The following is a 26,048-nucleotide window of genomic DNA, read 5'->3' on the forward strand; positions in this document are numbered from 1 at the left end:
GTCGGCCCTGAGTCGCCTGATCCCCTCAGGCTCGCCCGCTGCCGTCAGGTCGGGTGGAGCTGTCCCGGGGACCTGCCTGCACGGGGATCTGCAGCGGCCTCTCGACGGGACTGCCGGCCTGCGCCTGCATGTCGTCGGCCGGTCGTCGGGGCTCGGGAACCGACTCGGAGAGTCCGTCGTCCCAGGCGTGGTTCTCCGCGACCAGGTGCTCCCGAGCAGGGCCGTCCTCCGCAGGGCCGTCCTCCGTCAGGCTCTCCCCCGCCGGGGCGTCCGCCGGCCGGTCCCCGCCCGCAGGAGTGAGCACTGGCTGGGCGTCCCCGGCGTCCCCGGCGTCCACTGCGGTATCGGAGGCGACCCGTCCGGTGGTCTCAGGTCCGGCAGGATCGGTCCCCGGGACGACGCCGAACAGGTCGAGCGCCCCGACTGCGACTACCGCGGCGTCGGGCCGGGGCCGGGGCCGCACGGCGGTCCGGTCGCAGTCGAGCACCGCCAGCGCCGGATCGGTGGCGAGTGAGGGCGAGGACGGAGATGCATCGGCAGGCGGCGGGTGCTCGGTGTCGGCGGTCTGCGGCCCGGCCGCCCATTTCGCCATTCCGGTCGGCCCGGCCGTGCCCGCCCAGGCTGTGGGTGAGGAGCGCTGCTCCGACCGCACGAACCGAGACTCCGGACGTACGAGCACCAGCCACGTCACGCCGCCCGCCACGAGGCAACCGACCACACACAGGACCCCGACCTGTCCGACTTGCCAGCCCACGACGTTCCCCCCGGAGACGACGATCTCGACGCGGTACGCCCTCCGAGCGCGGCACGAGCGACCTCCCACCCGGATGGGCCCTCGCAGTCCTCGCCAATGGCGCATTCCACTCGAACGATCGGACCACACAGACCGCTGCACGTGTGGGTGAAAGGTTCCTTTACGTCGTCACGAACGGTTGATGACACCGGCCCGCACGCGCGCAGCCACCGGATGTTGTGATGACGGGATGGCGGTTCCCCTCCCCGAACTCGACCGACGCGGTGTGGCTCTCGGCGTCGGTGCCTACGCGACGTGGGGGCTGTTCCCGGCGTTCTGGCCGCTGCTCGACCCGGCCGGACCGATCGAGGTGCTCGCCCACCGGATCCTGTGGACGCTCGTCCTGATGGCCGTCGTGCTGTCGCTGCTGCACCGCTGGACCGACCTGCGCTCGCTCGCCCCCCGCCACTGGTGGACGGTCGCGGCTGCGAGTGTCTGCATCGCCGTGAACTGGGGGGTCTTCATCTACGGCGTGGCGATCGGCCACGTCGTGGAGATCGCACTCGGCTACTACATGAGCCCGCTGGTCAGCGTGCTGCTGGGCGTTCTGGTGCTGCGCGAACGCCCCCGCATGCTGCAGTGGGTGGCACTGGTCGTCGCCACCTCGGCAGTGCTGATCATCAGTGTCAGCAACGGCAGGCCGCCGTGGCTGGGGCTGGCCCTGGCCGTCTCCTTCGGCGTCTACGGGCTGCTGAAGAAGACGGTGCCGCTGAGTTCCACCGCCGGGCTCACCGCGGAGGGCCTGGTGCTGGGCCCCGCCGCCGCAGCGCTGATCGTGGTCTTGCAGGTCGGCGGCACGGGCACCCTGGTCGACCACGGCGGCTGGCACATCGTGCTGCTGGTGGCCGCCGGCCCGGTGACCGCGGTGCCGCTGCTGCTCTACGGCGCCGCGGCGCGGCGGATCCCGCTCACCACGCTGGGCACGCTGATGTACCTGACACCGACGCTGCAGTTCCTCTGGGGCGTGCTCGTGGTCGGCGAGTCGATGCCCGCCGTGCGCTGGCTGGGCTTCGGCCTGGTGTGGCTGGCGCTCGCGATCCTCACCGTCGACCTGGTGCGGGCGACCCGCGCCGCCGCGCCCGCACCACGCGTCGAGATCGCCGGACGCGCCTGAGGTCAGCCGGTGCGGTCCACCACGTACTCGGTGAGGGCGGCGAGCGCCTGGGTGGCGGGGCTGTCCGGCAGCTTCCCGAGCTCGGCACGGGCACCCGCGGCCTCGCCGGCGAGCATCGTGCGGGCGCGGTCGAGCCCGGGACCGGCACGCAGCAGCCCGAGCGCCTCAGTCACCTCCGCGTCGTCGGTGAGAGGTTCGGCCAGCAGCACCCGGAGCCGGTCGGCGTCGCGGCCGGTGTCCTGCAGCGCGTAGAGCATCGGCAGCGTGAGCACGCCCTCGCGGAGGTCGGTGCCGGGCGTCTTGCCGGAGCTGTCCGAGGCCGAGGCGATGTCGATGATGTCGTCGGAGATCTGGAAGGCCATGCCGATCGTGGCACCGAATCGGTGCAGCGCCTCCACGTGCTCCGGCGGGCAGCCGGAGAACATGGCGCCGTAGCGGCCTGCGGTGGCGATCAGCGACCCCGTCTTCTCCGCGATCACCTGGAGGTAGTGCTGCACGGGTTCCTCGCCGGGGCGCGGGCCACGGGTCTCCCGCATCTGGCCGGTCACCAGCTCGGCGAACGTCTCGGCGATGATGCGCACGGCGTCGGGCCCCAGGTCGGCCACGAGCCGCGACGCGTGGGCGAACAGGAAGTCACCCGTCAGGATCGCCACGCTGTTGTCCCACCGCGAGTTGGCGCTCTCCGCACCCCGGCGCATCGTCGCTGAGTCCATGACGTCGTCGTGGTAGAGCGTCGCCAGATGGATCAGCTCGACGACCACCGCGGCGGTGATCACCTCGTCGACGTCGGGACGCGGCCCGATCTGCGCGCCGAGCAGCGTGAACAGCGGCCGGAACCGCTTACCACCCGCCTCGATGAGGTGCAGCGACGTCTCGGTGACGAACCCGTACTCGCTGCGCACCTCCCGGTGCAGCAGATCCTCGACCCTGTCCAGGCCCGCGGCGGTGGCCGCGGCGAGCTCGGTGTCCCCGAGCTCGACGCCCGCTATCGCGTTGGTACTCACGCACGCTCCTCGGTGACGCTGTTCGGCCGCAATCGCGTCACTGCTTGCCGTTCCGGTGTGAGCTCGCGAGCTCGTTGACGTCCCTACCCTACGAAGCCGCTGCTGCCCGCCCAGCCCAAGGCCAGGGTCGGAACGATTCCGAGCAGGAGAGTGACGATCACACCGAGCGTGATGGCCGCAGTGGTGAACGCTCCCGGGACCGTGACGGTGGGGCCGTCGGCGGCGGGCTCACTGAAGTACATCAGCACGATCACGCGGACGTAGAAGAACGCCGCCACGGCGCTCGCCACCAGCGCGATGACCACGAGCGGCGCCATCCCGTCGCCGAGCCCGGCCGCGAAGACGGCGAACTTGGCCGTGAAACCGCTGGTGAGCGGGATCCCGGCGAGAGCGAGCAGAAGGAACGTCATGACCCCGGCGACGATCGGGGACCGTTTGGCGAGCCCCGCCCACTGGGAGAGGTGGGTGGCCTCGCCGTCGGCGTTGCGGACCAGGCTGATCACCCCGAACACGGCGAGCGTGGTGAACCCGTAGGCCAGCAGGTAGAACAGCGTGCCCGAGACGCCCTGCTCGGTGATCGAGATGGCCCCGATCAGGAGGAACCCGGCGTGGGCCACGGAGGAGTACGCGATCATCCGCTTGATGTCGGTCTGTGTGAGACCGATCACGGCGCCGATCACCATCGACAGGATGGCGATCGCCCAGAGCACTCCCCGCCACTCCCAGCGGCTGTCCCCGAAGGCCACGTGCAGCACCCGCAGGATGGCGCCGAACGCGGCGACCTTCGTGCAGGCCGCCATGAACGCCGTGACGGGTGTCGGCGCGCCCTGGTAGACGTCGGGCGTCCAGGTGTGGAACGGCCCGACCGAGCCCTTGAACATCAGGCCGACCACGAGCAGCGCGAGCCCGCCGAGCAGCAGCGCGTCGGACCGCGCCGTGCCCACCGCCGCGGTGGCGATGTCGGTGAAGCGCACCGAGCCTGCGTAGCCGTAGATCAGCGCGAGGCCGTACAGGAAGAAGGCGGATGCGAACGCGCCCAGCAGGAAGTACTTGACGGCCGCCTCCTGCGAGATCAGCCGCCTGCGCCGGGCGAGGCCGCACATGATGTAGAGCGGCAGCGAGAGCACCTCGAGCGCGATGAACATCGTCAGGAGGTCGTTGGCGGCGCAGAACGCCATCATCCCGGCCAGGGCGAACAGCGTGAACGGGAAGACCTCGGTCTGCATGGTGGGCGCGAGACCCGGCGTGCCGTAGGAACGGTCCTCCGGAGGAGGCGCGAGCCCCTCCACACCGGCCCCGCCGCCGACCACCGCGCGCGACTCGGCTGAGGCGATGAGCGCCCCGCCGGGCTCCACCGACCGGTCGGCGATGAGCAGGATGCTGCCCAGGCCGAGCGCGAGCAGCGTGCCCCACAGGAACAGCGTGGGGCCGTCGACCGCCAGCGAGTCGGACAGCGTGGTGATGCCGGCGGGAGCGTTGCCCGCGTACAGGCCGAGCGCGAGCCCGGCCGCGCCGATCGCGACGATCGACAGCGTCACCTGGGCGGGCCACCGCTGGTGGCGGGGCAGGAACGCCTCCACCAGCACCGCGATGCATGCGGCCGCCAGCACGATGAGCAACGGCGCGAGCGCGGCGTAGTCGATCGGCGGCGCCATCAGGGGCGCCACCTGGGCCTGGCTGGTCACCGGGACAGTCCTCCCACCGGGTCGGCGAGACCCACTTCGTTCATGGTGGCCACCACGGACGGGTTGATGACGTCGAGCACCGGACCCGGGAAGAACCCGAGCACGATGATCAGCACGATCAGCGGCGTCAGCACCGCGATCTCGCGCTTCGACAGGTCCGGGAACCCGGATCCGTCGCGCTTCGCCGCGACGCCGGGGTCGAGCATGGTGCCGGGCCCGCCCCGCTCCAGCGCACCGAGCACCGCGGCGCCACGCACCGGGCCCTGCATGGTGCGCTGGTACATCCACAGCACGTAGAGCGCCGCGAAGACGATGCCGACGGTGGCCAGGACCGTGTACACCGGCTCGCGCGGGTAGGAGCCGACGAGCACCAGGAACTCGCTGACGAACGAGTTGGTGCCGGGCATGGCCAGCGACGAGAGCCCGGCGATGAGGAACCCGCCGGCCAGCAGCGGGGCCAGCTTGTGCACGCCCCCGTAGTCCGTGACCAGCCGCGACCCGCCGCGCGCGATGAGCAGGCCGACCACGATGAACAGCATCCCGGTGGAGAGGCCGTGGTTGACCATGTAGAGCGCGGACCCCGCGAAGGACTGCGTGGAGAAGGCGAAGATCCCGAGCGCGATGAACCCGAAGTGCGCGATCGAGGTGTAGGCCACGAACCGCTTCATGTCCGTCTGCCCGACGGCGAGCAGCGCGCCGTACAGGATGCCGATGACGGCGAGGATGAGCACCAGCGGCGCGAGCCGCTGAGACGCGAGCGGGAACAGCGGGAGGCAGTAACGCAGGAAGCCGAACGTGCCGACCTTGTCCAGCACGCCGACGAGCAGCACACCCGCACCGATCGGAGCCTCGGCACCGGCGTCGGGCAGCCACGTGTGGAACGGCACCAGCGGGGCCTTGATCGCGAACGCGACGAAGAAGCCCAGGAACAGCCAGATCTGCGTGGACTCCGGCAGGCTCGCCGCCATCCGCTGCAGGTCGGTCCAGGTGAAGGTGCCCTGGCCGAACTGCTCGCCGCTCGCGACGAAGAGGCCGATCACCGAGGCGAGCATGATCAGCCCGCCGAGCAGCGAGTACAGGAAGAACTTGACCGCCGCGTACTGCCTGCGCGGGCCGCCGAAGCGCCCGATCATGAAGTACATCGGGATCAGCATGGCCTCGAAGAACACGTAGAACAGGAACACGTCGGTGGCGGCGAACACCCCGACCAGCAGGCCCTGGGTGGCGAGCAGCAGTCCGAAGTAGCCCGACCTCGTGCGGCCCTCCGGCAGCTTCTCCTCCCAGGAGAACGCCATCACGATCGGCACCAGCACGGCGATCAGCGCGAGCATCACCAGCGCGATCCCGTCGATGCCGAGCGCGAACCGCGTGCCGAAGGCGGGGATCCACGGCACCGAGAGCTCGAACTGGAACCGGGTGCCGCTCGCGGCGTCGGCCACCGAGTAGGAGAGCCAGGTGACCGCGGTGAGCACGAGTTCCACCAGCGCGAACCCGAGCGCGACGAGCCTGGCCAGTCGCTGGTTCTCCTTCATCGGCGCCACCACGAGGGCACCGACGAGCGGGAGGAGCAGAAGGACGAGGAGCAACACGCTTCCCCCTGAGGTCACGGAGCCGTCATTCATGCGAACCGCACCGCCAGGAGCGCCGCCACGACGAGCACCGAACCGGCGAGCATCGAGAGCGCGTAGGAGCGAACGAACCCGGTCTGGAGCCGCCGCAGGCGGCCCGAACTGCCGCCCAGCAGCGCGGCCGTGCCGTTGACCAGGCCGTCGACCCCGCGGTTGTCGACGTAGACCAGCGCGCGGGAGAGCCAGGTGCCGGGCCGCGCGATGAGAGTCTCGTTGATGGCGTTGGCGTACAGGTCGCGGCGTGCCGCCTGCACGGGGAGCGACACCGGCTCGGGCCGCTCGACGGGCGTGGGCCGCCTGCCGACCAGCAGGTAGGCGGCCAGCACGCCCAGCGCGGCGAGCACGAGGGTGAGGATGGTGACCTCGGTGTGCGACAGCGCGGCGTGCGCAGGCTCCGCCTGCTCACCGACCGACGGAGCCAGCCAGGTGGCCAGCACGTGGTTGTTGGTGAGCAGGAAGCCCGCGAAGACCGAGCCGATCGCGAGCACGATCATCGGCCCCGTCATCACCGCAGGCGACTCGTGCGGGTGGTACTCCTCGCCCTCGGCCGTGCGGAGATCCTTCCAGCGCTTCTCTCCGAAGAAGGTCATGAGCATCAGGCGGGTCATGTAGAAGGCGGTGAGACCGGCCGCGAGCGCGGCGGCGAGCCCGAAGACCCACCCCTGCCAGCCGGGTGCCGTGAACGCGGCAACGATGATCTCGTCCTTCGTGAAGTACCCCGACAGGCCGGGGAAGCCGATCAGCGCGAGGTACCCGAGGCCGAACGTCACGAACGTGATCGGCATGTACCGGGCCAGGCCACCGAACCGGCGCATGTCGACCTCGTCGTGCATCGCGTGCATGACCGACCCGGCGCCGAGGAAGAGCCCCGCCTTGAAGAAGCCGTGGGCGAGCAGGTGGGCGATGCCGAGCGCGTAGCCCACCGGTCCCAGACCGACCGCGAGGATCATGTAGCCGATCTGGCTGACCGTGGAGTACGCGAGCACCTTCTTGATGTCGTCGTACGCGCACCCGATGATCGCCCCGATCAACAGGGTGATCACCCCGACGAGCATGACGATCAGCCTGCCCGTCTCCGTGAGGTTGTAGATCGGGCTCGTCCGCGCGATCAGGAAGACGCCCGCGGTGACCATCGTCGCTGCGTGGATCAGCGCCGACACCGGGGTGGGGCCCTCCATCGCGTCCGGAAGCCAGGACTGCAGCGGGAACTGGCCGGACTTGCCGCAGGCGCCGAGCAGCAGCAACAGCGTGATCGCGACGAGCGCCGGCGTCGAGACCTGGCCGATCCGTTCGAACACGGCGTCGTACTGGAGAGTGCCCAGCTGCGACCACAGCACGAAGATCGCGATCGCCAGCCCGACGTCACCGACGCGATTCATCAGGAAGGCCTTCTTGGCGGCGGTGGCCGCGGACGGGCGGTCCTGGTAGAAGCCGATCAGCAGGTACGACGCCAGACCGACGCCCTCCCAGCCGAGGTAGAGCATCACGAAGTTGTTGCCGAGGACGAGCAGCAACATCGCCGCGATGAACAGGTTGAGCTGCGCGAAGAACCGCCGCCGGCCGGGGTCGTGGCTCATGTAGCCGACCGAGTAGATGTGGATCAGTGCACCGACACCCGTGATGAGCAGCACGAACGTCAGCGACAGCGGGTCGATCCGCAGGCCGTAGTGGACGTTGAGACCGGCGACCGCGACCCAGTCGTAGAGCGACAGCTCCCGCGTCCGCTGGGCCGGGTCGAGCTGGAGGGTCTCGAGGAAGATCAGCAGACCCACCACGAACGACGCGACCACGGTGAGCACGCCGAGCCAGTGGCCCCACGCGTTCGCCCGCCTGCCTGCGACGAAGAGCACGAGTGCCCCGAGCGCCGGGAGCGCGAACAGCAGCCAGGCCAGGGAGGCGATGCCGGTGGCTGCCTCGACCGAGGGCAGCTCGGTGGCCTGGGCGAGCGCCGCGTTCATCGCGGGCTCCGACCGGTGGCCGCGCCGGTCACGGCACGGGCATCACTGGTGGGCCTCGACCGACGTTCGCGACGGGCCCACGGCAGACGGGGCGTGGTGTGCACGGGGAGCACTCCTAGGTCTCAGTACTTCAGCAGGTTCGCGTCGTCCACCGACGCGGTCCGGCGGGTGCGGAAGATCGACATGATGATCGCGAGACCGACCACGACCTCGGCGGCGGCCACGACCATCACGAAGAACGCCATGACCTGGCCGTCGAGCTGGCCGTTGATCCTCGAGAACGTGACCAGGCTCAGGTTCACGGCGTTGAGCATCAGCTCGATGCACATGAACACGACGATCGCGTTGCGCCGCACCAGCACGCCCACCGCGCCGATGGAGAACAGCAGCGCCGAGAGCAGCAGGTAGTAGGTGGGGCTCACCGGGTCTCCTCGGAGGTGTCGTCGGCGGACCGAGAACCGGTGAGGGCGTGCGCGTCCGGGTGTCGTTCGTCGGTGGGGACCACCGGGGTGGCGTCGATGATCGCCGAGATCGACTCCGGCGCGATCGAGCCGTCGGGCAGCACGGCCGGGACGGCCACCGAGTTGGCGGTGGCGAAGACACCGGGACCGGGCAGCGGCGAGATCCGGTCGTGCTCACCGCGCAGCCGCGCCTCGACCGTGGCCCGCTGGCCGCGCTTGAGGTGGCCCTTGCTCTGCGCGAAGGCCAGCACCATGGCGCCCAGCGCCGCGGTGATGAGCAGTGCGGAGGTGAGCTCGAAGGCGAACAGGTACTTCGTGAAGATCAGCGTCCCGAGCCCGGTGACGTTGCCGCCTGCGCCTGCGCCATCCGCGGCCAGGCCGACCGAGGTGACGGAGGTGAGAGAGCTGCCCAGCGCCCCGACCAGCAGCACCGCGAGACCGATACCCAGGCCGAGCGCGGCCAGCCGCTGGCCGCGCAGCACCTCGACCACCGAGTCGGAGCTGTCCCTGCCGACGAGCATCAACACGAACAGGAACAGCATCATGATCGCGCCCGTGTAGACGATGATCTGCACGAAGCCGAGGAACGGCGCCTGCTGCACGATGTAGAACACGGCGAGGCAGAACATCGTGCCGACCAGGGCGAGCGCGGAGTGCACGGCGTTGCGGGCGAACACCATGCCCAGCGCGCCGGCGAGGGCGATCGGGCCGAGGATCCAGAAGACGACGGCCTCGCCGACACCGACGGTGTCGGAGGCCGCCTGCGCGATGGCGTTCATGTGACCTGCTCCCCCACCGGGTCGGTCTCCGGGTTCTTCCGAGCCAGGGTCGGGCCCTGCACGTAGTAGTCCTGCTCGTCGTTCCCGAGGCGCATCGGGTGCGGCGGCTGCTCCATGCCGGGCAGCAGCGGCGCGAGCAGCTGCTCCTTCGTGTAGATCAGGTCCTGCCTGTTGTCGTCGGCCATCTCGTAGAAGTTGGTCATCGTCAACGAGCGGGTGGGGCAGGCCTCGATGCACAGCCCGCAGCCGATGCAGCGCAGGTAGTTGATCTGGTAGATCGCGCCGAACCGCTCACCCGGGGAGTAGCGCGCCTCCTCGGTGTTGTCGCCGCCCTCGACGTAGATCGCGTCCGCCGGGCAGGCCCAGGCGCACAGCTCGCACCCCACGCACTTCTCCAGCCCGTCCGGATGGCGGTTGAGCTGGTGGCGGCCGTGGTAGCGCGGCGCGGCTGGCGGGAAGTTCTCCGGGTACTCCTCGGTGACGACCTTCTTGAACATCGTCGAGAAGGTGACACCGAAGCCCTTGAAGAACTCAAACATCGTCGGTCTCCTTGGCAGCGGAACCACCGGTCAGGGCCGGCTCCCGCACCGGCCCGGCATCGACCGGGCGGGGGCGGAGCTTGTGTCGTGACGGCGTGGGCACGGCGAGGTCGATCGGCGGCACCGGGTAGTCGGAGGCCAGCTCGATCACCGGCTCCTCGACCTGCCGGTCGGGCACCAGGAACGCCACCACCAGCACCACCGCGAGCCCGATCCCCACGGCGACCAGCAAGGTGGTGACGTTGCCCGCGCCGCTGGTGCGGTAGGTGCGGATCGCGAAGATCGTCAGGATCCACAGCAGGCTGCCCGGGACCAGCACCTTCCAGCCCAGCCGCATGAACTGGTCGTAGCGCAGACGGGGCAGCGTGCCGCGCAGCCAGATGAAGATGAACAGGAAGATGAACGTCTTGATCAGGAACGCGACGAACTGCAGCCAGCCGTTGGCGTTGAGGAACGACAGCGGCCACGGCCACTGCCCACCGCCGAGGAACAGCGTGGTGGCCATCGCCGAGACGGTGACCATGTTGACGTACTCGGCCAGGAAGAACAGCGCGAACTTCAGCGACGAGTACTCGGTGTGGAACCCGCCCACCAGCTCCGACTCCGCCTCCGGCAGGTCGAACGGCGCCCGGTTGGTCTCCCCGACCATCGCGATCACGAACACCACGAAGCTGGGCGCCAGCAACAGCAGATACCAACCGCTGCTCTGGGACGCCACGATGTCGGCCGTGGACAGCGACCCGGCGTAGAGGATCACACCGACGATCGAGAGGCCGAGCGCGATCTCGTAGGAGATCACCTGCGCCGCGCTGCGCAGCGCGGCGAGCAGGGGGTACGGGGAACCGGACGCCCAACCGCCGAGCACGATCCCGTAGACGCCGATCGAGCTGCAGGCGAGCACGACCAGCACCCCGACGGGGAGGTCGACCAGCTGCAGGACCGTCGGCTCGCCGAAGATCGAGACCTCGCCGCCGAACGGGATCACCGAGAACGCCACGAACGCCGGGATCGTCGAGATGACCGGGGCGATGAAGTACACCCGCTTGTCGGCCATCACCGGCATGATGTCTTCCTTGAACGCCAGCTTGAGCCCGTCGGCGAGGCTCTGCAGCCAGCCACCGGGGCCCGTCCGGTTCGGGCCGGGACGCTGCTGCATCCGGCCCACCACCTTGCGCTCGAGGTTGATCATGAACAGGGTGAGCACCACGCCGATGGCGAAGAGCGCCACCACCTTGAGCAGCACCAGCCAGATCGGGTCGTCGGCCAGCAGCTGCTGGGTGCGGGTCATGCCGCCCGGCTCCTGCGCGAGCAGCTGGATGGTGGTCATGCCGTCACCCCCACGAGGTCACCGTGACCTGCTCCGAGAACGCTGCGGACGCGGCTGCCGTCGGAGTTGCCCGGGAGCCACACCACACCGTCGGGTAGATCGGCCAGCGCCACCGGCAGGGTGACCGCACCGCGGTCGGTGCGCACCGTGGCCGGCTCACCCTCGACGAGGCCGAGCCGCTCGGCCGTGGCCGCGTTGACCCGCGCGAACGCCGGCCGTGCCGTGCCGGCCAGCGCGGGCTCGTCGACGGCCAGCGCCGCGTCGTCCACCAGCTGGCGCCACGTCGCGAGCACCGCCTGGCCGAAGGCCGGGCGCAGTGGCTCCACCGGCGGCACCGACGGCGCCGCCACTGCCGACCGCGAGCCGGACCCGAGCCGGGCCAGCTCACCGGCGGCGGCGGCGGGCGTCTGCGTGAACAGGTCGGCGTCCATCTCGACGGCCAGCGTGTCGAGCACGCGGCAGTCCGGGAGCACGCCGCTCGCGTCGAGCGCGGGCGCGAACTCGCGGCGCCTGCCCTCCCAGTTCAGGTAGCTGCCGGAGCGCTGGGCGTCCGGGGCCACCGGCAGCACGACGTCGGCCAGTTCCGTGACCGCCGAGGCGTGCATCTCCAGGCTCACCAGGAACCCGACCTCCCGCAGCCCGGCGAGGGCGGCGGCGGGGTCGGCGAGGTCGTGCGGGTCGAGCCCGCCGACCACCAGCGCGGCCAGCTCGCCGATCGCGGCGGCCGCCAGGATCTCGTCGGTGTCGCGCCCGGGGGTGGTGGGCAGCGTTCCGGCCGCCAGGCCCCAGGCCGCCTCGATCTCGGCACGCGCGGCCGCGTCGGCGACCGAGCGGCCGCCGGGCAGCAGCGTGGGGACGGCACCGGCGTCGAGCGCGCCGCGCTCACCGGCCCGGCGCGGCACCCAGCCGACGATGGCACCGGTGCGGGCGGCGAGCGTCGACACCGCGGAGTACAGGCCCGGTACCTCGGCTGCGCGCTCTCCCACGAGGATCACGCCACCGCCGGTGAGCGCGTCGACGACGTGCGCCGGGAGCTCGGCGAGCACGGCCGCCTCGGCGCCCGGGACCGAGCGGACGAGGTTGTCCTTGGCCGCCGGGGACGCGGCCCCGGTGTCGCGGGAGGTGCGCGCGACGGCCGGGGTGGTCCACTGGCCGAGGTGGAAGACCTGCTGGCCGTGCTTGCGGGCCGCCTTGCGCAGGCGGAGGAAGACGATCGGCGACTCCTCCTCCGGCTCGAACGCCACACACAGGACCGCGGGCGCGGCCTCCAGCCGGGCGTAGTCGAGCACCTCGGGGCCCTGGCCGACGACGTGCGCCGCCAGGAACTCCAGCTCCTCGGCCGAGTGCGGCCGGGCCCGGAAGTCGACGTCGTTGGTGTGCGCCGCCACGCGGGCGAACTTGCCGTACGAGTAGGCGTCCTCGACGGTCAGCCTGCCGCCGGCGAGCACTCCGATGCCACCCTCACGGGCGGCGGTGAGGCCCTGCGCCGCGGCGGTGAGCGCCTCGGTCCACGAGGTCTCGGTGAGCACCCCGTCGGCGCCGCGGACCATCGGGCGCGTGATCCGCTGCGGCGAGCCGAGGTAGCGGAACGCGAACCGCCCCTTGTCGCAGTTCCACTCCTCGTTGACCGCCGGGTCGTTGCCGGCCAGCCTGCGCAGCACCGTGCCGCGCCGGGTGTCGACGCGCTGGGCGCAACCCGACGCACAGTGCTCGCAGACCCCGTCGGTGGACACGAGGTCGAACGGGCGGGAGCGGAACCGGTACGCGGCGCTGGTGAGCGCACCGACCGGGCAGATCTGGATGGTGTTGCCGGAGAAGTAGCTCTGGAACGGCTTGTCCTCGGCCACCCCGATCTGCTGGTGCGCACCGCGCTCGAGCAGATCGATGAACGGGTCGCCCCCGATCTCCTCGGAGAACCGGGTGCAGCGCTGGCAGAGGACACAGCGCTCGCGGTCGAGCAGCACCTGCGTGGAGATGGGCAGCGGCTTCGGGAACGTCCGCTTGGTCTCGACGAACCGCGAGTCGGTGCGGCCGGTGCTCATCGCCTGGTTCTGCAGGGGGCACTCACCGCCCTTGTCGCAGATCGGGCAATCCAGCGGGTGGTTGATGAGCAGCAGCTCCATCACACCCTCCTGGGCCTTCGCGGCCACGGGAGAGGAGTGCTGGGTCTTGACGACCATGCCGTCGGCCACGGTCATCGTGCAGCTGGCCTGCGGCTTGGGCATCGGGCGCCCGCCCATCTCCACCTCGACCAGGCACTGGCGGCAGGCGCCTGCCGGGTCGAGGAGGGGGTGGTCGCAGAAGCGCGGGACGATGATCCCCAGCCGCTCGCACGTGCGGATCAGCAACTCGCCCTTGGGCGCGTCGACCTCGAGGCCGTCGATCGTGAGGCGGACGTGGCCCTCGGGTACGGGCCGCGCCTCCTTCTTCTCCTCGGGAGCGATTGTCATGCCGTGGCTCCGGTCAGCTCGGCCAGCTGCTCCGGACGTGCCACCGCGGGTTGGGCGGCGATCAGGTCCAGGAACTCCTGGCGGAAGTACTTGATGCCGCTGGTGATCGGGCTGGTCGCTCCGTCACCCAGTGCGCAGAACGAGCGGCCCAGGATGTTGTCGCAGATGTCGAGCATCGTCTCGACGTCGGCCTCGGTGCCCTCGCCGTGCACCATGCGCTCGAGGATCTGGACGAGCCAGTAGGTGCCCTCGCGGCACGGCGTGCACTTGCCGCAGGACTCGTGCTTGTAGAACTCGGTCCACTTCATCACGGCCCACGGCACGGACACGGTCTCGTTGAAGACCTGCACCGCGGTGGTGCCCAGCATCGACCCGGCCGCTGCCGCGCCCTCGAAGTCCAGCGGAACGTCGAGGTGCTCGGCGGTGAACAGCGGGGTGGACGAGCCGCCCGGCGTCCAGAACTTGAGCGGGATCCCGTCCTTCATCCCACCCGCGAGATCCAGCAGCTGCCGCAGCGTGATGCCCAGCGGGGCCTCGTACTGGCCGGGCCGCTCCACGTGCCCGGACACCGAGTAGATCTTCGGGCCGGGGCTCTTCTCCGAGCCCATGCTGCGGAACCAGTCGCTGCCGCCCTGCACGATCGCGGGAACCGAGGCGATGGTCTCCACGTTGTTGACCACAGTGGGCGATGCGTACAGACCGGACGTGGCCGGGAACGGAGGCTTGAGCCGAGGTTGACCGCGACGACCTTCGAGCGAGTCGAGCAGCGCCGTCTCCTCGCCGCAGATGTACGCACCGGCGCCGGCGTGCACCACGATGTCCAGGTCGAAGCCGGAGCCGAGGATGTCCTTGCCCAGGTAGCCCTTGGCGTAGGCCTCCTCCACGGCACGGCGCACCCGGCGGATGCAGTGCAGAGCCTCGCCGCGCACGTAGATCGCGCAGAAGTTCGAGCGGATCGCGTAGCAGGTGATGATGCAGCCCTCCACCAGGGAGTGGGGGTCGGCCATCATCGTCGGGATGTCCTTGCAGGTGCCCGGCTCGCCCTCGTCGGCGTTGACCACGAGGTACTTGGGCTTGGCGCCCGGCCCGGTGGGCCCCTGCGGGATGAAGCTCCACTTCATGCCCGTGGGGAAGCCCGCGCCGCCACGGCCACGCAGACCGGAGTCCTTCACCAGCTGGATGAGCTGGTCGGGGTGCGCGGCGAGCGCGGTGCGGAGAGCCTGGTAGCCCTCCAGCTGTTCGTAGGTGTCGATCGACCACGAGCGGGGCGACAGCCAGCGCCGGGTGAGCACCGGGGTGAGCGGGTCGGGCGCCGGCGGGTTGGTCTGTGCAGCGGTCATGACTTCTTCTCCGGGAGATCCGGCAAGGCGGGTGGGGCGTCGGGCATCGGCGGGGCGACCCAGCCGCGGTCGGCCGCCAGCTGCGCGCCGCGCACCGTCTCCGGTGCGGTCGACGGGCCTTCGACGCTGCGCTCCAGGTCGGGGAAGATCCCGGCCAGCTCGAGCTCCACGGTCTTGAGGTCGGTGAGCGGGGCCCCGCGGGTGGGGGCCGGGCGCTCGCCGCGCTGCAGCGCGTCCACCAGCGCCTCCGCCGAGTCCACCGTCAGGTTGTCGAAGTACTCGTAGTTGACCTGCAGCACCGGGCCCAGGTCGCAGGCCGCAAGACACTCCGCGTGTTCGAGCGTGATCGAACCCGGGGTGCCCGGCTCGCCCGCGGTCTCCTCGTGGCCGACACCGAGCTTCTCGCTGAGCCGCTTGTAGATCGCGTCGCCACCCAGCACGGCGCAGAGTGTGTTCGTACACACGCTGACCAGGTGTTCTCCGCACGGGCTGCGCTTGTACATTGTGTAGAAGGTGGCTACCGCGGAAACCTCGGCGGTCGTCAGTTCCAACGCTTCAGCGCAGTAGCGGATCCCGTCCTGGCTGACGAAACCCTCCACCGACTGCACGAGGTGCAGCAACGGGAGGAGCGCTGATCGTGACTGTGGGTAGCGAGCGATGATCTCTTTCGTCCGCTGGCGGGTCACCTCGTCGAAGACCGGTGAGACGGGCGACGGCTCCTGCGCCACCGCCTCCCACACGACCTCCTCCGGTGCGACCAGCCGGCCGTTGGCCTCTGGCGTGCCTTCCGGCGTTGTCATCGGTCCACGCCTCCCATGACCGGGTCGATCGACGCGACGGCCGCGATGACGTCCGCCACCATGCCGCCCTCGCTCATCGCCGGCATCGTCTGCAGGTTCACGAAGCTGGGGTCGCGGACGTGGACGCGCACCGGGCGCGTGCCCCCGTCGGACACCAGGTGGTAGCCCAGCTCACCGCGGGGCGACTCGATCGGCACGTACACCTGGCCTGCCGGCACCGAGAAGCCCTCGGTCACCAGCTTGAAGTGATGGATCAGCGACTCCATCGACTGACCCATGATCTTGCGGACGTGCTCGAGGCTGTTGCCCATCCCGTCCGAGCCGATCGAGAGCTGCGCGGGCCAGGCGACCTTGCGGTCCTCGACCATCACCGGGCCGGGCTCCATCTTCTGCGCGGCCTGCTCGACGATCTTCAGCGACTCGTGGATCTCCGCGACCCGCAGCCGGTAGCGGGCGTAGCAGTCCGCCTCGGTGGCAGTGGGAACCTCGAAGTCGTACTCCTCGTACCCGCAGTAGGGCTCCACCTTGCGCAGGTCCCACGGCAGGCCGGCCGCGCGCAGGATCGGCCCGGTGGCACCGAGCGCGAGACACCCGTCCAGCGGCAGGTAACCGACCTTCTCGAGGCGCTGGCGCCAGATCGGCTGCCCGGTGAGCAGCTTGTCGTAGTCGGGCAGCCGCGTGCGCATCAGCGCGACGAACTCGGCGACCTTCTGCTCCCAGCCCTCGGGGAGGTCCTGCGCGAGGCCACCGGGCCGGACGAACGCGTGGTTCATCCGCAGGCCGGTGAGGAACTCGAGCAGGTGCAGCACCTCCTCGCGCTCCCGGAAGCCCGCCGTCATGCCGGTGAGCGCGCCCAGCTCCATCCCGCCGGTGGCCAGGCACACCAGGTGCGAGCCGATGCGCGTGAGCTCCATGAGCAGCACCCGGGCCACGGTCGCGCGACGCGGCGCCTCGATGCCCAGCAGCTTCTCCACCGCCAGGCAGTACGCCGTCTCGTTGAAGATCGGTGCGAGGTAGTCCATGCGCGTCACGAACGTGACGCCCTGGGTCCAGGTGCGGTACTCGCAGTTCTTCTCGATACCGGTGTGCAGGTAGCCGATCACCGACCTGGCCTGCTGCACCGTCTCGCCCTCGAGCTCCAGCACCAGCCGCAGCACGCCGTGCGTGGACGGGTGCTGCGGACCCATGTTGATGACGATGCGGTCGTCGTGCTCCTCGTCGAGGAACGTGTCCCAGTCGCCACCGGTGACGGTGTAGACCGTGCCCTCGGTGGTCTCACGCTCCGACGCGTACGCATCGGGCGTGGGAGCGTCGTCACGGATGTCCGTCATGTCGCCGCCTCCGCGGAGATGAGGTCGTCGGGGGTCACGTGTAGGACCGCCGCTGGTCCGGAGGCGGGATCTCCGCCCCCTTGTACTCCACCGGGATCCCGCCGAGCGGGTAGTCCTTGCGCTGGGGGTGGCCTTCCCAGTCGTCCGGCATCAGGATCCGGGTGAGCGCCGGATGGCCGTCGAAGATCACGCCGAACATGTCCCAGGTCTCCCGCTCGTGCCAGTCGGCCGTCGGGTAGACCTCGACGACGCTCGGCAGGTGCGGGTCGTCCACGTCGAGCGCGACCTCCAGCCGGATACGGCGCCGGTAGCTCATCGACGTCAGGTGGTAGACGACGTGCAGCCGCTGCGCGACGCCCTCGCCGTAGTCCACCCCGGACACCGAGGAGCACAGCTCGAAGCGCAGACCCTCGTCGTCGCGCAGCGTGCGGCAGAGGTCGAGGATGCGCTCGCGCCGCACGTAGAACGTGATCTCGCCGCGGTCGATGGTGATCTGCTGCACCGCACCGCGCGGCACCCCGCGCTCGGCCAGAGCCTCGGCCAAGTCGTCGGCGAACTCGTCGAACCATCCGCCGAAGGGCCGCTCGGCCGGGGCCGGGGCGTGCCCGGGCAACCGCAGCCCACCGAAGCCGGAGGTGTCGCCGGAGCCGGTGACACCGAACATCCCGCGACGGTCACGCGTGGCCGGAGCCGCGAGCCGCGTGCCCCCCTCCGGGGTCGACCCGTCATCGCCCCCGGCGTCGGACCGCGCGTCGACCGGCGCGCCCGTCTGCTCCGGCTCGCCGCCCGCGGGCCGCTCGCCCCCCGCGGCGCGCTGCGCGGCGGTGTCGGCTCCGCTCGCCTCCGCGGAGGACTGGGCGCCGCCGGTCGGCTCGCCGCTCTCCTTGGACGTGCCGGACGTGCCGGTGTTCTCGTCAGCCATGGCCGGTCACTTCTTCTTCGCGTACTTGATCGAGGACGGCACCAGCTCGGTCTTGTAACCGCTCTCCGCGAGGGCAGCGGCCCGCTTGGCACCCAGCGGCTCGTCCATGATCTTGGCGTGGATCTTGAGGATCGCGTCCATCAGCATCTCCGGCCGCGGCGGGCAGCCGGGCAGGTACATGTCGACGGGGACGACGTGGTCGACGCCCTGCACGATCGCGTAGTTGTTGAACATGCCACCGGACGACGCGCACACGCCCATCGCCAGCACCCAGCGCGGCTCGGGCATCTGGTCGTAGATCTGGCGCAGCACGGGAGCCATCTTGTTGCTCACCCGGCCCGCGACGATCATCAGGTCGGCCTGGCGCGGCGAGGCGCGGAAGACCTCCATCCCGAAGCGGGCCAGGTCGTACCGTGGCGCCCCGGTGGTCATCATCTCGATCGCGCAGCAGGCCAACCCGAAGGTGGCGGGCCACAGCGAGGACTTGCGGGTCCAGTTGACCAGCTTCTCGACACTGGTCAGCAGTACGCCGCTGGGCAGGTGCTCTTCCAGACCCATCTCAGTTCCAATCCAGTCCGCCGCGCCGCCACACGTATACGTAGGCGAAGCCGACCGTGACGATGAACAGCACGATCTCCACCAGCCCGAACAGTCCGAGCGCATCAGCGCTGACCGCGAACGGATAGAGGAAGACCATCTCGATGTCGAACAGGATGAACAGCATCGCCGTGAGGTAGTAGGCGACCGGCATGCGGCCGCCACCCACGACGGGCTGGGGTGAAGGCTCGATGCCGCACTCGTAGGCGTCGAGCTTCGCCCGGTTGTAGCGCCGCGGCCCGATGTAGGGCGCGGCCGTCACCGAGAACAGCGCGAACGCACCGGCCAGGGCGAACATCAGCACCAGCGGGAGGTAAGGATCGAGCATCCGTTCAGCCCTGTCGTCTACTAGTAGCGGACTCTTCCTGGTCAGACACCGCTCGCGACACTAAGTCGGGGCGCGGCCCTGGCCGGAGCCAGGCATGCCTTAGTAACTACAAACTCGGTGCGAGCCTGGTCATCGTGGTGATGACCCGGTCGCTCACGCCCCCGTCCCTCGGGTCGTAGAGGTTCGCGAGCAGCTTGAGGATGAAGCGCATCAAGGTGACGCGCGGCAGACCGTACTTCGTGGCCAGACCCATCACGGACGGGTTCCCGATGAGCTTCGAGAAGACGTTGCCGATCCGGTAGTAACCGCCCAGAGCCTGGCTCATCGCGACCGGATAGCCGGCCAGCGCCGCCTCGGCCGACGCGCCCGAACGGGCCAGCGCCTGCACCGCGCACCGGGAGGCGATCGCCGCCGACTCCATGGCGTAGGCGATGCCCTCCCCGTTGAACGGGTTGACCATGCCGCCCGCGTCGCCGACGAGCAGCAGGCCGGGACGGTAGTGCGGAGTGCGGTTGAAACCCATCGGCAGGGCCGCCCCGCCGACGCTGCCCACCGCGTTCTCGTCGCGGAAGCCCCACTCCTCCGGGGTCCCGTCGAGCCAGGACTTCAGCAGCGCCCGGTAGTCGGTCGACCCGTAGGCCTTGCTCGTGGACAGGATCCCGAGCCCGACGTTCGACGTGCCGTCGCCCATGCCGAAGATCCAGCCGTAGCCCGGCAGCAGCTTGGGGTCGGCCGGGTTCGAGCGGTCCCACAGCTCGAGATGGCTCTCGAGGAAGTCGTCGTGCGTGCGAGGACTGTTGTAGTAGCGACGGACGGCCACGCCCATCGGCCGGTCGTCGCGCTTGGCCATCCCGAGGCTCAAGGCGAGGCGGGCGCTCACGCCGTCGCAGGCGAGGGTGAGCGGCGCCCGGAAGGAGACCGGCCGCCGGTCCTTGCCCTTGCCGACCATGCCGGCCACGCCGGTGACCCGGCCCGTCCGCTCGTCGGTGAGTGCCTCGGTGACCGTGGTGTCCTCGTGCAGCCGCGCGCCGGACTTCTCGGCGTGACGCACGAGCAGCTCGTCGAAGTCCTGCCGGGGCCGGACGGCACCGAAGTTCGGGAAGCTCGCGAGGGTGGGCCACTCCAGCTCGAGGGTGACGCCGCCGCCCACGACCCGCAGGCCCTTGTTGTGCAGCCAGCCGTTGCTCTCCGAGCAGTCGATGCCCAGGTCGATCAGCTGCTTCATGCCGCGAGGGGTGAAGCCGTCGCCACAGACCTTCGGCCGCGGGAACGTCGATTTCTCCAGGAGGAGCACATCGAGACCGGCACGTGAGAGGTATGCAGCGGCGGTGGACCCGGCGGGACCGGCACCGACGACGATGACGTCGGCGTCGGCGTCCGGTCGCCCGCCGACAGTGGTGGGTTCGGGCGCGACCAAAACGGCTCCTTGTGAACAGATTCACGAAGTCTTACGGAGTCTATGCACCCGGGCGAGTGAGCGCGCGTCCGCCACCCGGGCGGCGCGTCCGCGGCGCCCCAGATCGACGGCGCGGGGCGTCCGTTATCGGCAGCGTCAGCCCGCCGGACGGTCCACGACGCGGTACGGACGGCGGGCCCGATGCAGGGCGACAGCCCCGAGAGCCAGGTCCCGCCAGGCCACCTGCGTCCACCCGGCAGCCGCGATGCGCCGTGCCAGCTCGGGCTGGGCTGGCCAGTCGCGGATCGACTCACCGAGGTAGCGGTAGGCCTCCGGGTTGCTCGAGACGCGCTCCGCGACCGCGGGGAGCACCCGCTCCAGCCCCAGGTGGTAGGCGATCCGGAACGGCGCGAACGTCGGACGGCCGAACTCGCACACCACGAGCCGCCCACCCGGCCGCGTGACCCGGGCCAGCTCGGCGAGTGCGGCATCGGGGTCGGCGACGTTGCGCAGCCCGAACGAGATCGTCACCGCGTCGAAGGAGGCGTCCCGGAACGGCAGGTGCAACGCATCGGCCGCCACCTTCGGCACCGGACGGTGGGCGCCCGCCTGGAGCATCCCCAGCGAGAAGTCGGCCGCCACGCACCATGCTCCGGAACGGGTCAGCTCCACCGTCGACACGGCGGTGCCCGCTGCGAGGTCGAGCACCCGGTCCCCCGGGCTCAGCTGCAGCGCCTCCCGCGTGCGCGCCCGCCACCGCCGGTCCTGGCCCGCGGTGAGCACGGTGTTGGTGAGGTCGTAGCGGCGCGCGACGCCGTCGAACATCGCGGCGACGTCGTGCGGGTCCTTGTCGAGGTCGGCGCGGCTCACCCGGGGAACGCTACGCGGACCGCCCGAACCCCCCGCACCCTCCCGCGAGTCGCCCGAAATCCGCCCGCGAGTCGCCCAATACGCGTCCGCGAGTCGCCCGGACGCGGAGTCACCCCCGCCAGGTGCGGGTCAGCAGGTGAGGCGGGCGAGCATTCGTCCGACGGACTCCGGCCAGCCGAACTGCTCGGCCCGGGCCCGCGCCGCCGCCCGCCGCGCTCCCTCGTCCGCCGCGAGCAGCGTCGTGACGCCCGCTGCGAAGGCCTCGGGGCGGTCCAGGGCCGCGGCACCGGACGGTCCGACGATCTCCGGCAGCGCCGACGACGCCGACACGACGACGGGCGTACCGCTGGCCAGTGCCTCCAGCGCCGACAGCCCGAACGTCTCGTGCGGACCTGGCGCGAGCGAGACGTCCGCGGATGCGAGGAGCCGCGCCAACCGGCGGCGGTCGGGCACGAAGCCGATGAACGTCACGGGCAGCCCGCTCGCCCGCCGCTCCAGCACCGGGCGGCGCGGACCGTCGCCCGCGACGACCAGCCGGACCCGGTGGCCGGCGTCGCGCAACGCCGCGACGGTGTCGATGCTCCGCTCCGGGTGCTTCTCCGGGGAGAGCCGCCCGCAGTGGACGAGCAGGGTGTCGGCGCCGTCGGCGAGTGCGCTCCGCAGCGCCACGTCGCGGTGCTGCGGGGAGAAGGTCGTGAGATCGACCCCGAGCGGTATCTGCGCGACGTTGGCCACGCCGATCCGGTCGAACTCGGCGCGGGCGAACGAGGTGGTGCACACCACGGTGTCGTAGGCGGCGGCCATCCGCGCGTTCGCGGCGTCGGCGACCCGCCGGGCGGCCGGCTCGGGCAGCAGGAACTGCGAGAGCAGCCGGTCGAGGCGCTCGTGGGAGATCACGATGCTCGGCACACCACGCCGGGACGCCCACCGGCCGAGGCCGCGCAGCGTCAACCGGTCGGAGACCTCGATGGCGTCCGGGCGCAACCGGTCGAGCAGCCGCTCGACCCGCCAGGGGTCCACGGCGCGGTACCCGCCGGTGCCGGGCAGCCGGGGCGCGGCGATGGTGATCCGGCGGATGCCACCGGGCAGCACCTCGTCAGCGGACCTCGCGCCGGGCACCACGAGCACCACCTCGTGACCTCGACCCGCGTATCCCGCGCCGAGGTGGTGGAGCGCGGTGCGCAGGCCGCCGGAGCGCGGGCCGTAGAAGTTGGCGAGCTGGACGATGCGCACCGTCAGTCCTTTCCCTGGTGGATCTCCGCCTGGCGGCGTTGATCCAGCCAGACGTGCCTAGTGCGACGGCCACAAACGTCCACCGGGTTCCTCGCGGGCCCAGGCGGCCCCTCGCGGCGTTGCCACCCTGGCGAACACCCCGGTATGAGCTGCGGGCGGCGCCTTGCGAGGAACCACCCGGATCCCGCGATCAACCCGGCAACGTTCGTGGCCACCGCACTAGGCTGCCGCCGCCGTGGCCCCGATGACGTCCGCGTAGTGCGCGAGCAGTTCGTCGCACACCGCCGACCACGTACGCCGCAGCACCGACTGCCGGGCAGCGGCCCCGAACCGGGCCCTCGTCCCCGCGTCGGTGAGCGCCACGACGGCCGCACGCAGCTGCCCGTCCGCCGCGACCGACCTCGGGTCGTGCGTCTCGGCGCCGTCGGGGTGCGGGGGCACCAGGTAGCCGGTGCGGCCGGGGAGCACGAGGTCGCGCGGCCCGCCCGCGTCCGGCGCGACGACGGGCAGCCCCGACGCGAGCGCCTCCTGGACGGCCTGGCAGAAGGTCTCCGACGGTCCGGTGTGGACGAATACGTCGAGCGACGCGTAGATCCGGGCCAGCTCGTCCCCGCCGCGGAAGCCGAGGAACGCCGCCGTGGGCAACGCGGCCGCCAGCCTCTCCTTGCTCGGCCCCGAGCCGACCACGACGAGCCGGGTGCCGGGCACGTCGGCCAGCGCGGTGAGCCGCTCGACCTGCTTCTCCGGCGCCAGCCTGCCCACGTAACCGACCAGCAGCTCACCATCGGGCGCCAGCGATGCCCGCAGCCCGTCGTCCCTCTTGTGCGGGGTGAACCGGCGGGTGTCGACGCCGCGGGCCCACTGGTGCACCCGTGGCACCCCGCGCGCCCGCAGCGCCTCGGTGGCCCAGCTCGACGGGGCGAGCGTGCGGTCGGCCTGGCCGTGCAGCCGGCACGTCCAGCGCCACGCGGCGCGCGCCGTCAGCCCGAGCCCGTAGGAGGAGGCGAACCCGGCCACGTCCGTCTGGTACACCGCGACCGTCGGGATCCCCAGCCGGCGCGCCGCGGCGAGCCCGCGGTAGCCGACGACGAACGGCGCGGCCAGGTGGACGACGTCGGGGGCGAACTCCCGCAGTGCGGTCAGCACCCGGCGGCTCGGCACGCCCACCGGCATCGACGAGACGACCGGCAGGTCCACCGCCGGAATCCGCACGACGCGGGCACCGGCGTACTCCATGGGACCGTCCATCCCCGGCGCGATCACCAGCGCCTCGTGCCCGGCGGCCGTCAGGTGCTCGACGACCCGCAGCACGGAGTTCGTCACGCCGTTGACCACGGGAAGGAAGCACTCGGACACGATGGCGACGCGCACAGGGGAACCGTCGCGCGTCCGGAGGGCGGGGCGCTGACAAGCCACCGAACACGCGGCCAACAGCCTATGTCGGGCACACAGTTGGCCGGGTGATCCTTGACACGTCATCTGGGCGACGCACCCGGGACACCGGAGCCGGTGACGCTCGGACCACATGACCGTCCAGCAGCACCCGAGCGCACTCCCGTCACCGCTCCCGGTGGAGCCGGGGCTGCTTTCCCGGGCCTTGGAGGTGGCCGGCCGCCTGGCCAACGACGCCGCGGAGGTCATCACGGCCACCGCAGGTCGCGGACAGCAGCCAGGCGCCACGCACAAGGCGAACCCGTTCGACTGGGTCACCGACACCGACCGCACGCTGGAGCGACACACGCGCCGCGTGCTGGCCTCGGAGTTCCCGGGGGTCCCGGTCGTCGGCGAGGAGTTCGGCAGCCCCGCGGACGCCGCCGACGCGCCCTACCGTTGGGTGGTCGACCCGGTCGACGGCACCGCCAACTACGTCGCCGGCTTCCCCTGGTGCGCCTACAGCCTGGCGTTGGTGGACGGCTCCGGGCCGGTCGTCGGCGTGATCGCCGATCCCAGCCGGGCCCAGATCTACGCGGCCGCCCGCGGACGAGGGGTGCGGGCGAACGGCGTGGCCGTCACCGTGACGCCGCGGTCGCCCACCGGGGGCCTGGTGTGCGCGGAGCTCTCACTGGAACGCGCACCCACGTTCGCCCGGCACGCCGCCGCAGGTCACGTGGGTGTCCGCGTGCTGGGGTCGTCGGCGCTCGCGATCACCCAGGTGGCGCTCGGCCACGCCGTCGCCGCCGTGCTCGACGGCTACCGCGAGTGGGACGTCGCAGGCGCCGCGTGCCTCGCGGCCGAGGCAGGCGCGCTCGTCGTCGACGGGGAGGGGCGGCCGAACCCGCTCCCCACCGGCGCCATGGTGGTCGCCGTCCCCGGGTCGCTCGACGAGGTGCTCAGCTGGTGGCACGCGGACCGGTAGCGACACCGGAGCGCACGCAGAACGGGCGACTCGCGCACGCAAAATAGGCGACTCGCGGGCACAAACTCGGCGACTCGCGCACACAGAACAGGCGACTCGCGGGCACTAGCCGGGTGTCTCGCGCGCAGAACGGGCGACTCGCGGCACTAGCCGGGCGACTCGCGCACGCTGGCTGGGCGACTCGCGGGCGGGGAACGGGCGACTCGCGGGGTGGGGGGTGGCGGGGCGCGGGTTAGGGTCGGGGATCGCCACCACGTCGACGCCGTCCGGGGCCACGCTGGCCGTGCGGGCCACCCCGTTCCTGTTCGTGATCATCTGGGCCTCGGGGTTCGTGGTGGCCAAGTACGCCGCCCCGTACGCGGAGCCCTTGAGCTTCCTGGTCGTGCGGTACGCCGGGGTGGTCGTGCTGATGCTGGTGCTCGCACTCGTCGCCGGGGCTCCCTGGCCGCGGGGCCGGCAGGCCGTGCACATCGCGGTGGCCGGGATCGGCATCCAGGCCGGCTATCTGGGCGGGGTGTGGGCGGCCGTCGCGGCGGGGATGCCGGCGGGCGTCACCGCGCTGGTGGTGAACCTGCAGCCGGTGCTGACGGCGGTGTTCGCCGCGCTGCTCGGTGAGCGGCTCGGGCGGCGGCAGACGGTCGGGCTGCTGCTCGGGTTCGCCGGGGTCACCCTCGTCGTCTCGAGCAAGCTCACGGCCACCGGGGTGACCCCGCTGACGCTCGGGCTGACCACGATGGCACTGCTCGCGATCACCGCGGGCACGCTGTACCAGAAGCGGTTCTGCCCGGAGTTCGACCTGCGCACGGGCCAGGTCGTGCAGTTCGTGGCGTCGATACTGGTGACGCTGCCGTTCGCGCTGGCGTTCGAGTCGTTCCGGTTCGAGTGGACGCCGCAGCTGGCCGGAGCACTGGCCTGGTCGGTGCTGGTGCTGACCGGCGGCGGGATCTCCCTGCTGTTCCTGATGCTGCGTCGCGGTGCCGCCGCCCAGGTGACGAGCTACTTCTACCTCGTGCCGGGGATCACCGCGCTGATGGCGCTGGTGATGTTCGGCGAGACGCTCGGACCGGTGGCGATCGCCGGCATGGTGGTGGCGGTGCTGGGGGTGGCCCTGGCCACCCGCTCCCGGTCCGCCTGACC

At 71.2% G+C, this 26,048-nt stretch carries 23 protein-coding genes; 3 read left to right on the forward strand and 20 right to left on the reverse strand.

What is annotated here, in order from left to right:
* Positions 1-25: 25 nt before the first annotated feature.
* Positions 26-754, reverse strand: a complete 729-nt coding sequence (locus AC5L35_RS17025) for a hypothetical protein (protein WP_495060608.1) — start codon at positions 752-754, stop codon at positions 26-28.
* A gap of 229 nt (positions 755-983) precedes the next feature.
* On the opposite strand from AC5L35_RS17025, the gene rarD reads away from it, so the two are divergent.
* Positions 984-1,907: an EamA family transporter RarD gene (rarD, locus tag AC5L35_RS17030; protein WP_495060609.1), complete on the forward strand. Its 924-nt coding sequence runs from the start codon at positions 984-986 to the stop codon at positions 1,905-1,907.
* Positions 1,908-1,909: 2 nt separating this feature from the next.
* Here rarD and AC5L35_RS17035 read toward each other — a convergent pair whose 3' ends face one another.
* The 19 genes from AC5L35_RS17035 to AC5L35_RS17125 form a co-directional block, all read right to left on the reverse strand.
* Positions 1,910-2,911 carry a polyprenyl synthetase family protein gene (locus tag AC5L35_RS17035; protein WP_495060610.1) on the reverse strand — a complete coding sequence of 334 codons (1,002 nt, stop codon included), beginning with the start codon at positions 2,909-2,911 and terminating at the stop codon, positions 1,910-1,912.
* Between the two features lie 83 nt (positions 2,912-2,994).
* Complete coding sequence (nuoN, locus tag AC5L35_RS17040; RefSeq protein WP_495060721.1) at positions 2,995-4,566, reverse strand: NADH-quinone oxidoreductase subunit NuoN; 1,572 nt, start codon at positions 4,564-4,566, stop codon at positions 2,995-2,997.
* 26 nt (positions 4,567-4,592) lie between these two features.
* The gene (locus tag AC5L35_RS17045; protein WP_495060611.1) at positions 4,593-6,218 is read right to left on the reverse strand and encodes an NADH-quinone oxidoreductase subunit M; all 1,626 of its coding nucleotides are present in this window, start codon (positions 6,216-6,218) and stop codon (positions 4,593-4,595) included.
* On the reverse strand, positions 6,215-8,125 hold the full coding sequence (gene nuoL / locus AC5L35_RS17050; RefSeq protein ID WP_169394359.1) for an NADH-quinone oxidoreductase subunit L: 1,911 nt from the start codon (positions 8,123-8,125) through the stop codon (positions 6,215-6,217). The genes AC5L35_RS17045 and nuoL overlap by 4 nt, the downstream gene beginning before the upstream one ends.
* A 179-nt stretch (positions 8,126-8,304) precedes the next feature.
* Positions 8,305-8,604, reverse strand: coding sequence for an NADH-quinone oxidoreductase subunit NuoK (gene nuoK, locus AC5L35_RS17055; RefSeq protein ID WP_169394285.1), 300 nt, complete (start codon positions 8,602-8,604; stop codon positions 8,305-8,307).
* On the reverse strand, positions 8,601-9,422 hold the full coding sequence (locus AC5L35_RS17060; protein WP_495060612.1) for an NADH-quinone oxidoreductase subunit J: 822 nt from the start codon (positions 9,420-9,422) through the stop codon (positions 8,601-8,603). The genes nuoK and AC5L35_RS17060 overlap by 4 nt, the downstream gene beginning before the upstream one ends.
* Entirely contained in the window at positions 9,419-9,961 is a 543-nt protein-coding gene (gene nuoI / locus AC5L35_RS17065; RefSeq protein WP_495060613.1) for an NADH-quinone oxidoreductase subunit NuoI, read from the reverse strand. The genes AC5L35_RS17060 and nuoI overlap by 4 nt, the downstream gene beginning before the upstream one ends.
* On the reverse strand, positions 9,954-11,249 hold the full coding sequence (gene nuoH, locus AC5L35_RS17070; protein ID WP_495060722.1) for an NADH-quinone oxidoreductase subunit NuoH: 1,296 nt from the start codon (positions 11,247-11,249) through the stop codon (positions 9,954-9,956). The genes nuoI and nuoH overlap by 8 nt, the downstream gene beginning before the upstream one ends.
* A 35-nt stretch (positions 11,250-11,284) precedes the next feature.
* Positions 11,285-13,738, reverse strand: a complete 2,454-nt coding sequence (locus AC5L35_RS17075) for an NADH-quinone oxidoreductase subunit G (RefSeq protein ID WP_495060614.1) — start codon at positions 13,736-13,738, stop codon at positions 11,285-11,287.
* Positions 13,735-15,078, reverse strand: coding sequence for an NADH-quinone oxidoreductase subunit NuoF (nuoF, locus tag AC5L35_RS17080; RefSeq protein WP_495060615.1), 1,344 nt, complete (start codon positions 15,076-15,078; stop codon positions 13,735-13,737). The genes AC5L35_RS17075 and nuoF overlap by 4 nt, the downstream gene beginning before the upstream one ends.
* A complete protein-coding gene (gene nuoE, locus AC5L35_RS17085; protein ID WP_495060616.1) occupies positions 15,075-15,878 on the reverse strand; it encodes an NADH-quinone oxidoreductase subunit NuoE in 804 nt (267 codons plus the stop codon). The genes nuoF and nuoE overlap by 4 nt, the downstream gene beginning before the upstream one ends.
* Complete coding sequence (locus tag AC5L35_RS17090) at positions 15,875-17,209, reverse strand: NADH-quinone oxidoreductase subunit D (protein ID WP_495060617.1); 1,335 nt, start codon at positions 17,207-17,209, stop codon at positions 15,875-15,877. The genes nuoE and AC5L35_RS17090 overlap by 4 nt, the downstream gene beginning before the upstream one ends.
* 34 nt (positions 17,210-17,243) lie before the next feature.
* Positions 17,244-18,131, reverse strand: coding sequence for an NADH-quinone oxidoreductase subunit C (locus tag AC5L35_RS17095; protein WP_495060618.1), 888 nt, complete (start codon positions 18,129-18,131; stop codon positions 17,244-17,246).
* Positions 18,132-18,137: 6 nt separating this feature from the next.
* Entirely contained in the window at positions 18,138-18,689 is a 552-nt protein-coding gene (locus AC5L35_RS17100; RefSeq protein WP_169394277.1) for a NuoB/complex I 20 kDa subunit family protein, read from the reverse strand.
* Position 18,690: 1 nt separating this feature from the next.
* Complete coding sequence (locus AC5L35_RS17105) at positions 18,691-19,056, reverse strand: NADH-quinone oxidoreductase subunit A (RefSeq protein WP_169394276.1); 366 nt, start codon at positions 19,054-19,056, stop codon at positions 18,691-18,693.
* A gap of 106 nt (positions 19,057-19,162) precedes the next feature.
* On the reverse strand, positions 19,163-20,473 hold the full coding sequence (locus tag AC5L35_RS17110; RefSeq protein ID WP_495060619.1) for a geranylgeranyl reductase family protein: 1,311 nt from the start codon (positions 20,471-20,473) through the stop codon (positions 19,163-19,165).
* 135 nt (positions 20,474-20,608) lie between these two features.
* Positions 20,609-21,322, reverse strand: coding sequence for a demethylmenaquinone methyltransferase (locus AC5L35_RS17115; RefSeq protein ID WP_495060620.1), 714 nt, complete (start codon positions 21,320-21,322; stop codon positions 20,609-20,611).
* 129 nt (positions 21,323-21,451) lie between these two features.
* On the reverse strand, positions 21,452-22,555 hold the full coding sequence (locus AC5L35_RS17120) for a glycosyltransferase (RefSeq protein ID WP_495060621.1): 1,104 nt from the start codon (positions 22,553-22,555) through the stop codon (positions 21,452-21,454).
* Between the two features lie 219 nt (positions 22,556-22,774).
* Positions 22,775-23,926, reverse strand: coding sequence for a glycosyltransferase family 4 protein (locus AC5L35_RS17125; protein ID WP_495060622.1), 1,152 nt, complete (start codon positions 23,924-23,926; stop codon positions 22,775-22,777).
* Positions 23,927-24,080: 154 nt separating this feature from the next.
* Here AC5L35_RS17125 and AC5L35_RS17130 point away from each other — a divergent pair, with 154 nt between their 5' ends.
* Positions 24,081-24,911: an inositol monophosphatase family protein gene (locus tag AC5L35_RS17130; protein ID WP_495060623.1), complete on the forward strand. Its 831-nt coding sequence runs from the start codon at positions 24,081-24,083 to the stop codon at positions 24,909-24,911.
* 217 nt (positions 24,912-25,128) lie between these two features.
* Positions 25,129-26,046: a DMT family transporter gene (locus tag AC5L35_RS17135; protein ID WP_495060624.1), complete on the forward strand. Its 918-nt coding sequence runs from the start codon at positions 25,129-25,131 to the stop codon at positions 26,044-26,046.
* Positions 26,047-26,048: the final 2 nt, after the last annotated feature.

Source organism: Pseudonocardia sp. OZ21, assembly GCF_059359135.1.

What these genes read in the sequence shown, in the direction of transcription:
- AC5L35_RS17060 (WP_495060612.1), bottom strand. Translation starts at nt 9,422, where the DNA reads ATGAACGCCATCGCGCAGGCGGCCTCCGACACCGTCGGTGTCGGCGAG.
- nuoI (WP_495060613.1), bottom strand. Translation starts at nt 9,961, where the DNA reads ATGTTTGAGTTCTTCAAGGGCTTCGGTGTCACCTTCTCGACGATGTTC.
- nuoF (WP_495060615.1), bottom strand. Translation starts at nt 15,078, where the DNA reads ATGACCGCTGCACAGACCAACCCGCCGGCGCCCGACCCGCTCACCCCG.
- nuoH (WP_495060722.1), bottom strand. Translation starts at nt 11,249, where the DNA reads ATGACCCGCACCCAGCAGCTGCTGGCCGACGACCCGATCTGGCTGGTG.
- rarD (WP_495060609.1), top strand. Translation starts at nt 984, where the DNA reads ATGGCGGTTCCCCTCCCCGAACTCGACCGACGCGGTGTGGCTCTCGGC.
- AC5L35_RS17105 (WP_169394276.1), bottom strand. Translation starts at nt 19,056, where the DNA reads ATGCTCGATCCTTACCTCCCGCTGGTGCTGATGTTCGCCCTGGCCGGT.
- nuoE (WP_495060616.1), bottom strand. Translation starts at nt 15,878, where the DNA reads ATGACAACGCCGGAAGGCACGCCAGAGGCCAACGGCCGGCTGGTCGCA.
- AC5L35_RS17130 (WP_495060623.1), top strand. Translation starts at nt 24,081, where the DNA reads ATGACCGTCCAGCAGCACCCGAGCGCACTCCCGTCACCGCTCCCGGTG.
- AC5L35_RS17045 (WP_495060611.1), bottom strand. Translation starts at nt 6,218, where the DNA reads ATGAATGACGGCTCCGTGACCTCAGGGGGAAGCGTGTTGCTCCTCGTC.
- nuoN (WP_495060721.1), bottom strand. Translation starts at nt 4,566, where the DNA reads ATGGCGCCGCCGATCGACTACGCCGCGCTCGCGCCGTTGCTCATCGTG.
- AC5L35_RS17100 (WP_169394277.1), bottom strand. Translation starts at nt 18,689, where the DNA reads ATGGGTCTGGAAGAGCACCTGCCCAGCGGCGTACTGCTGACCAGTGTC.
- AC5L35_RS17075 (WP_495060614.1), bottom strand. Translation starts at nt 13,738, where the DNA reads ATGACAATCGCTCCCGAGGAGAAGAAGGAGGCGCGGCCCGTACCCGAG.
- AC5L35_RS17090 (WP_495060617.1), bottom strand. Translation starts at nt 17,209, where the DNA reads ATGACGGACATCCGTGACGACGCTCCCACGCCCGATGCGTACGCGTCG.
- AC5L35_RS17095 (WP_495060618.1), bottom strand. Translation starts at nt 18,131, where the DNA reads ATGGCTGACGAGAACACCGGCACGTCCGGCACGTCCAAGGAGAGCGGC.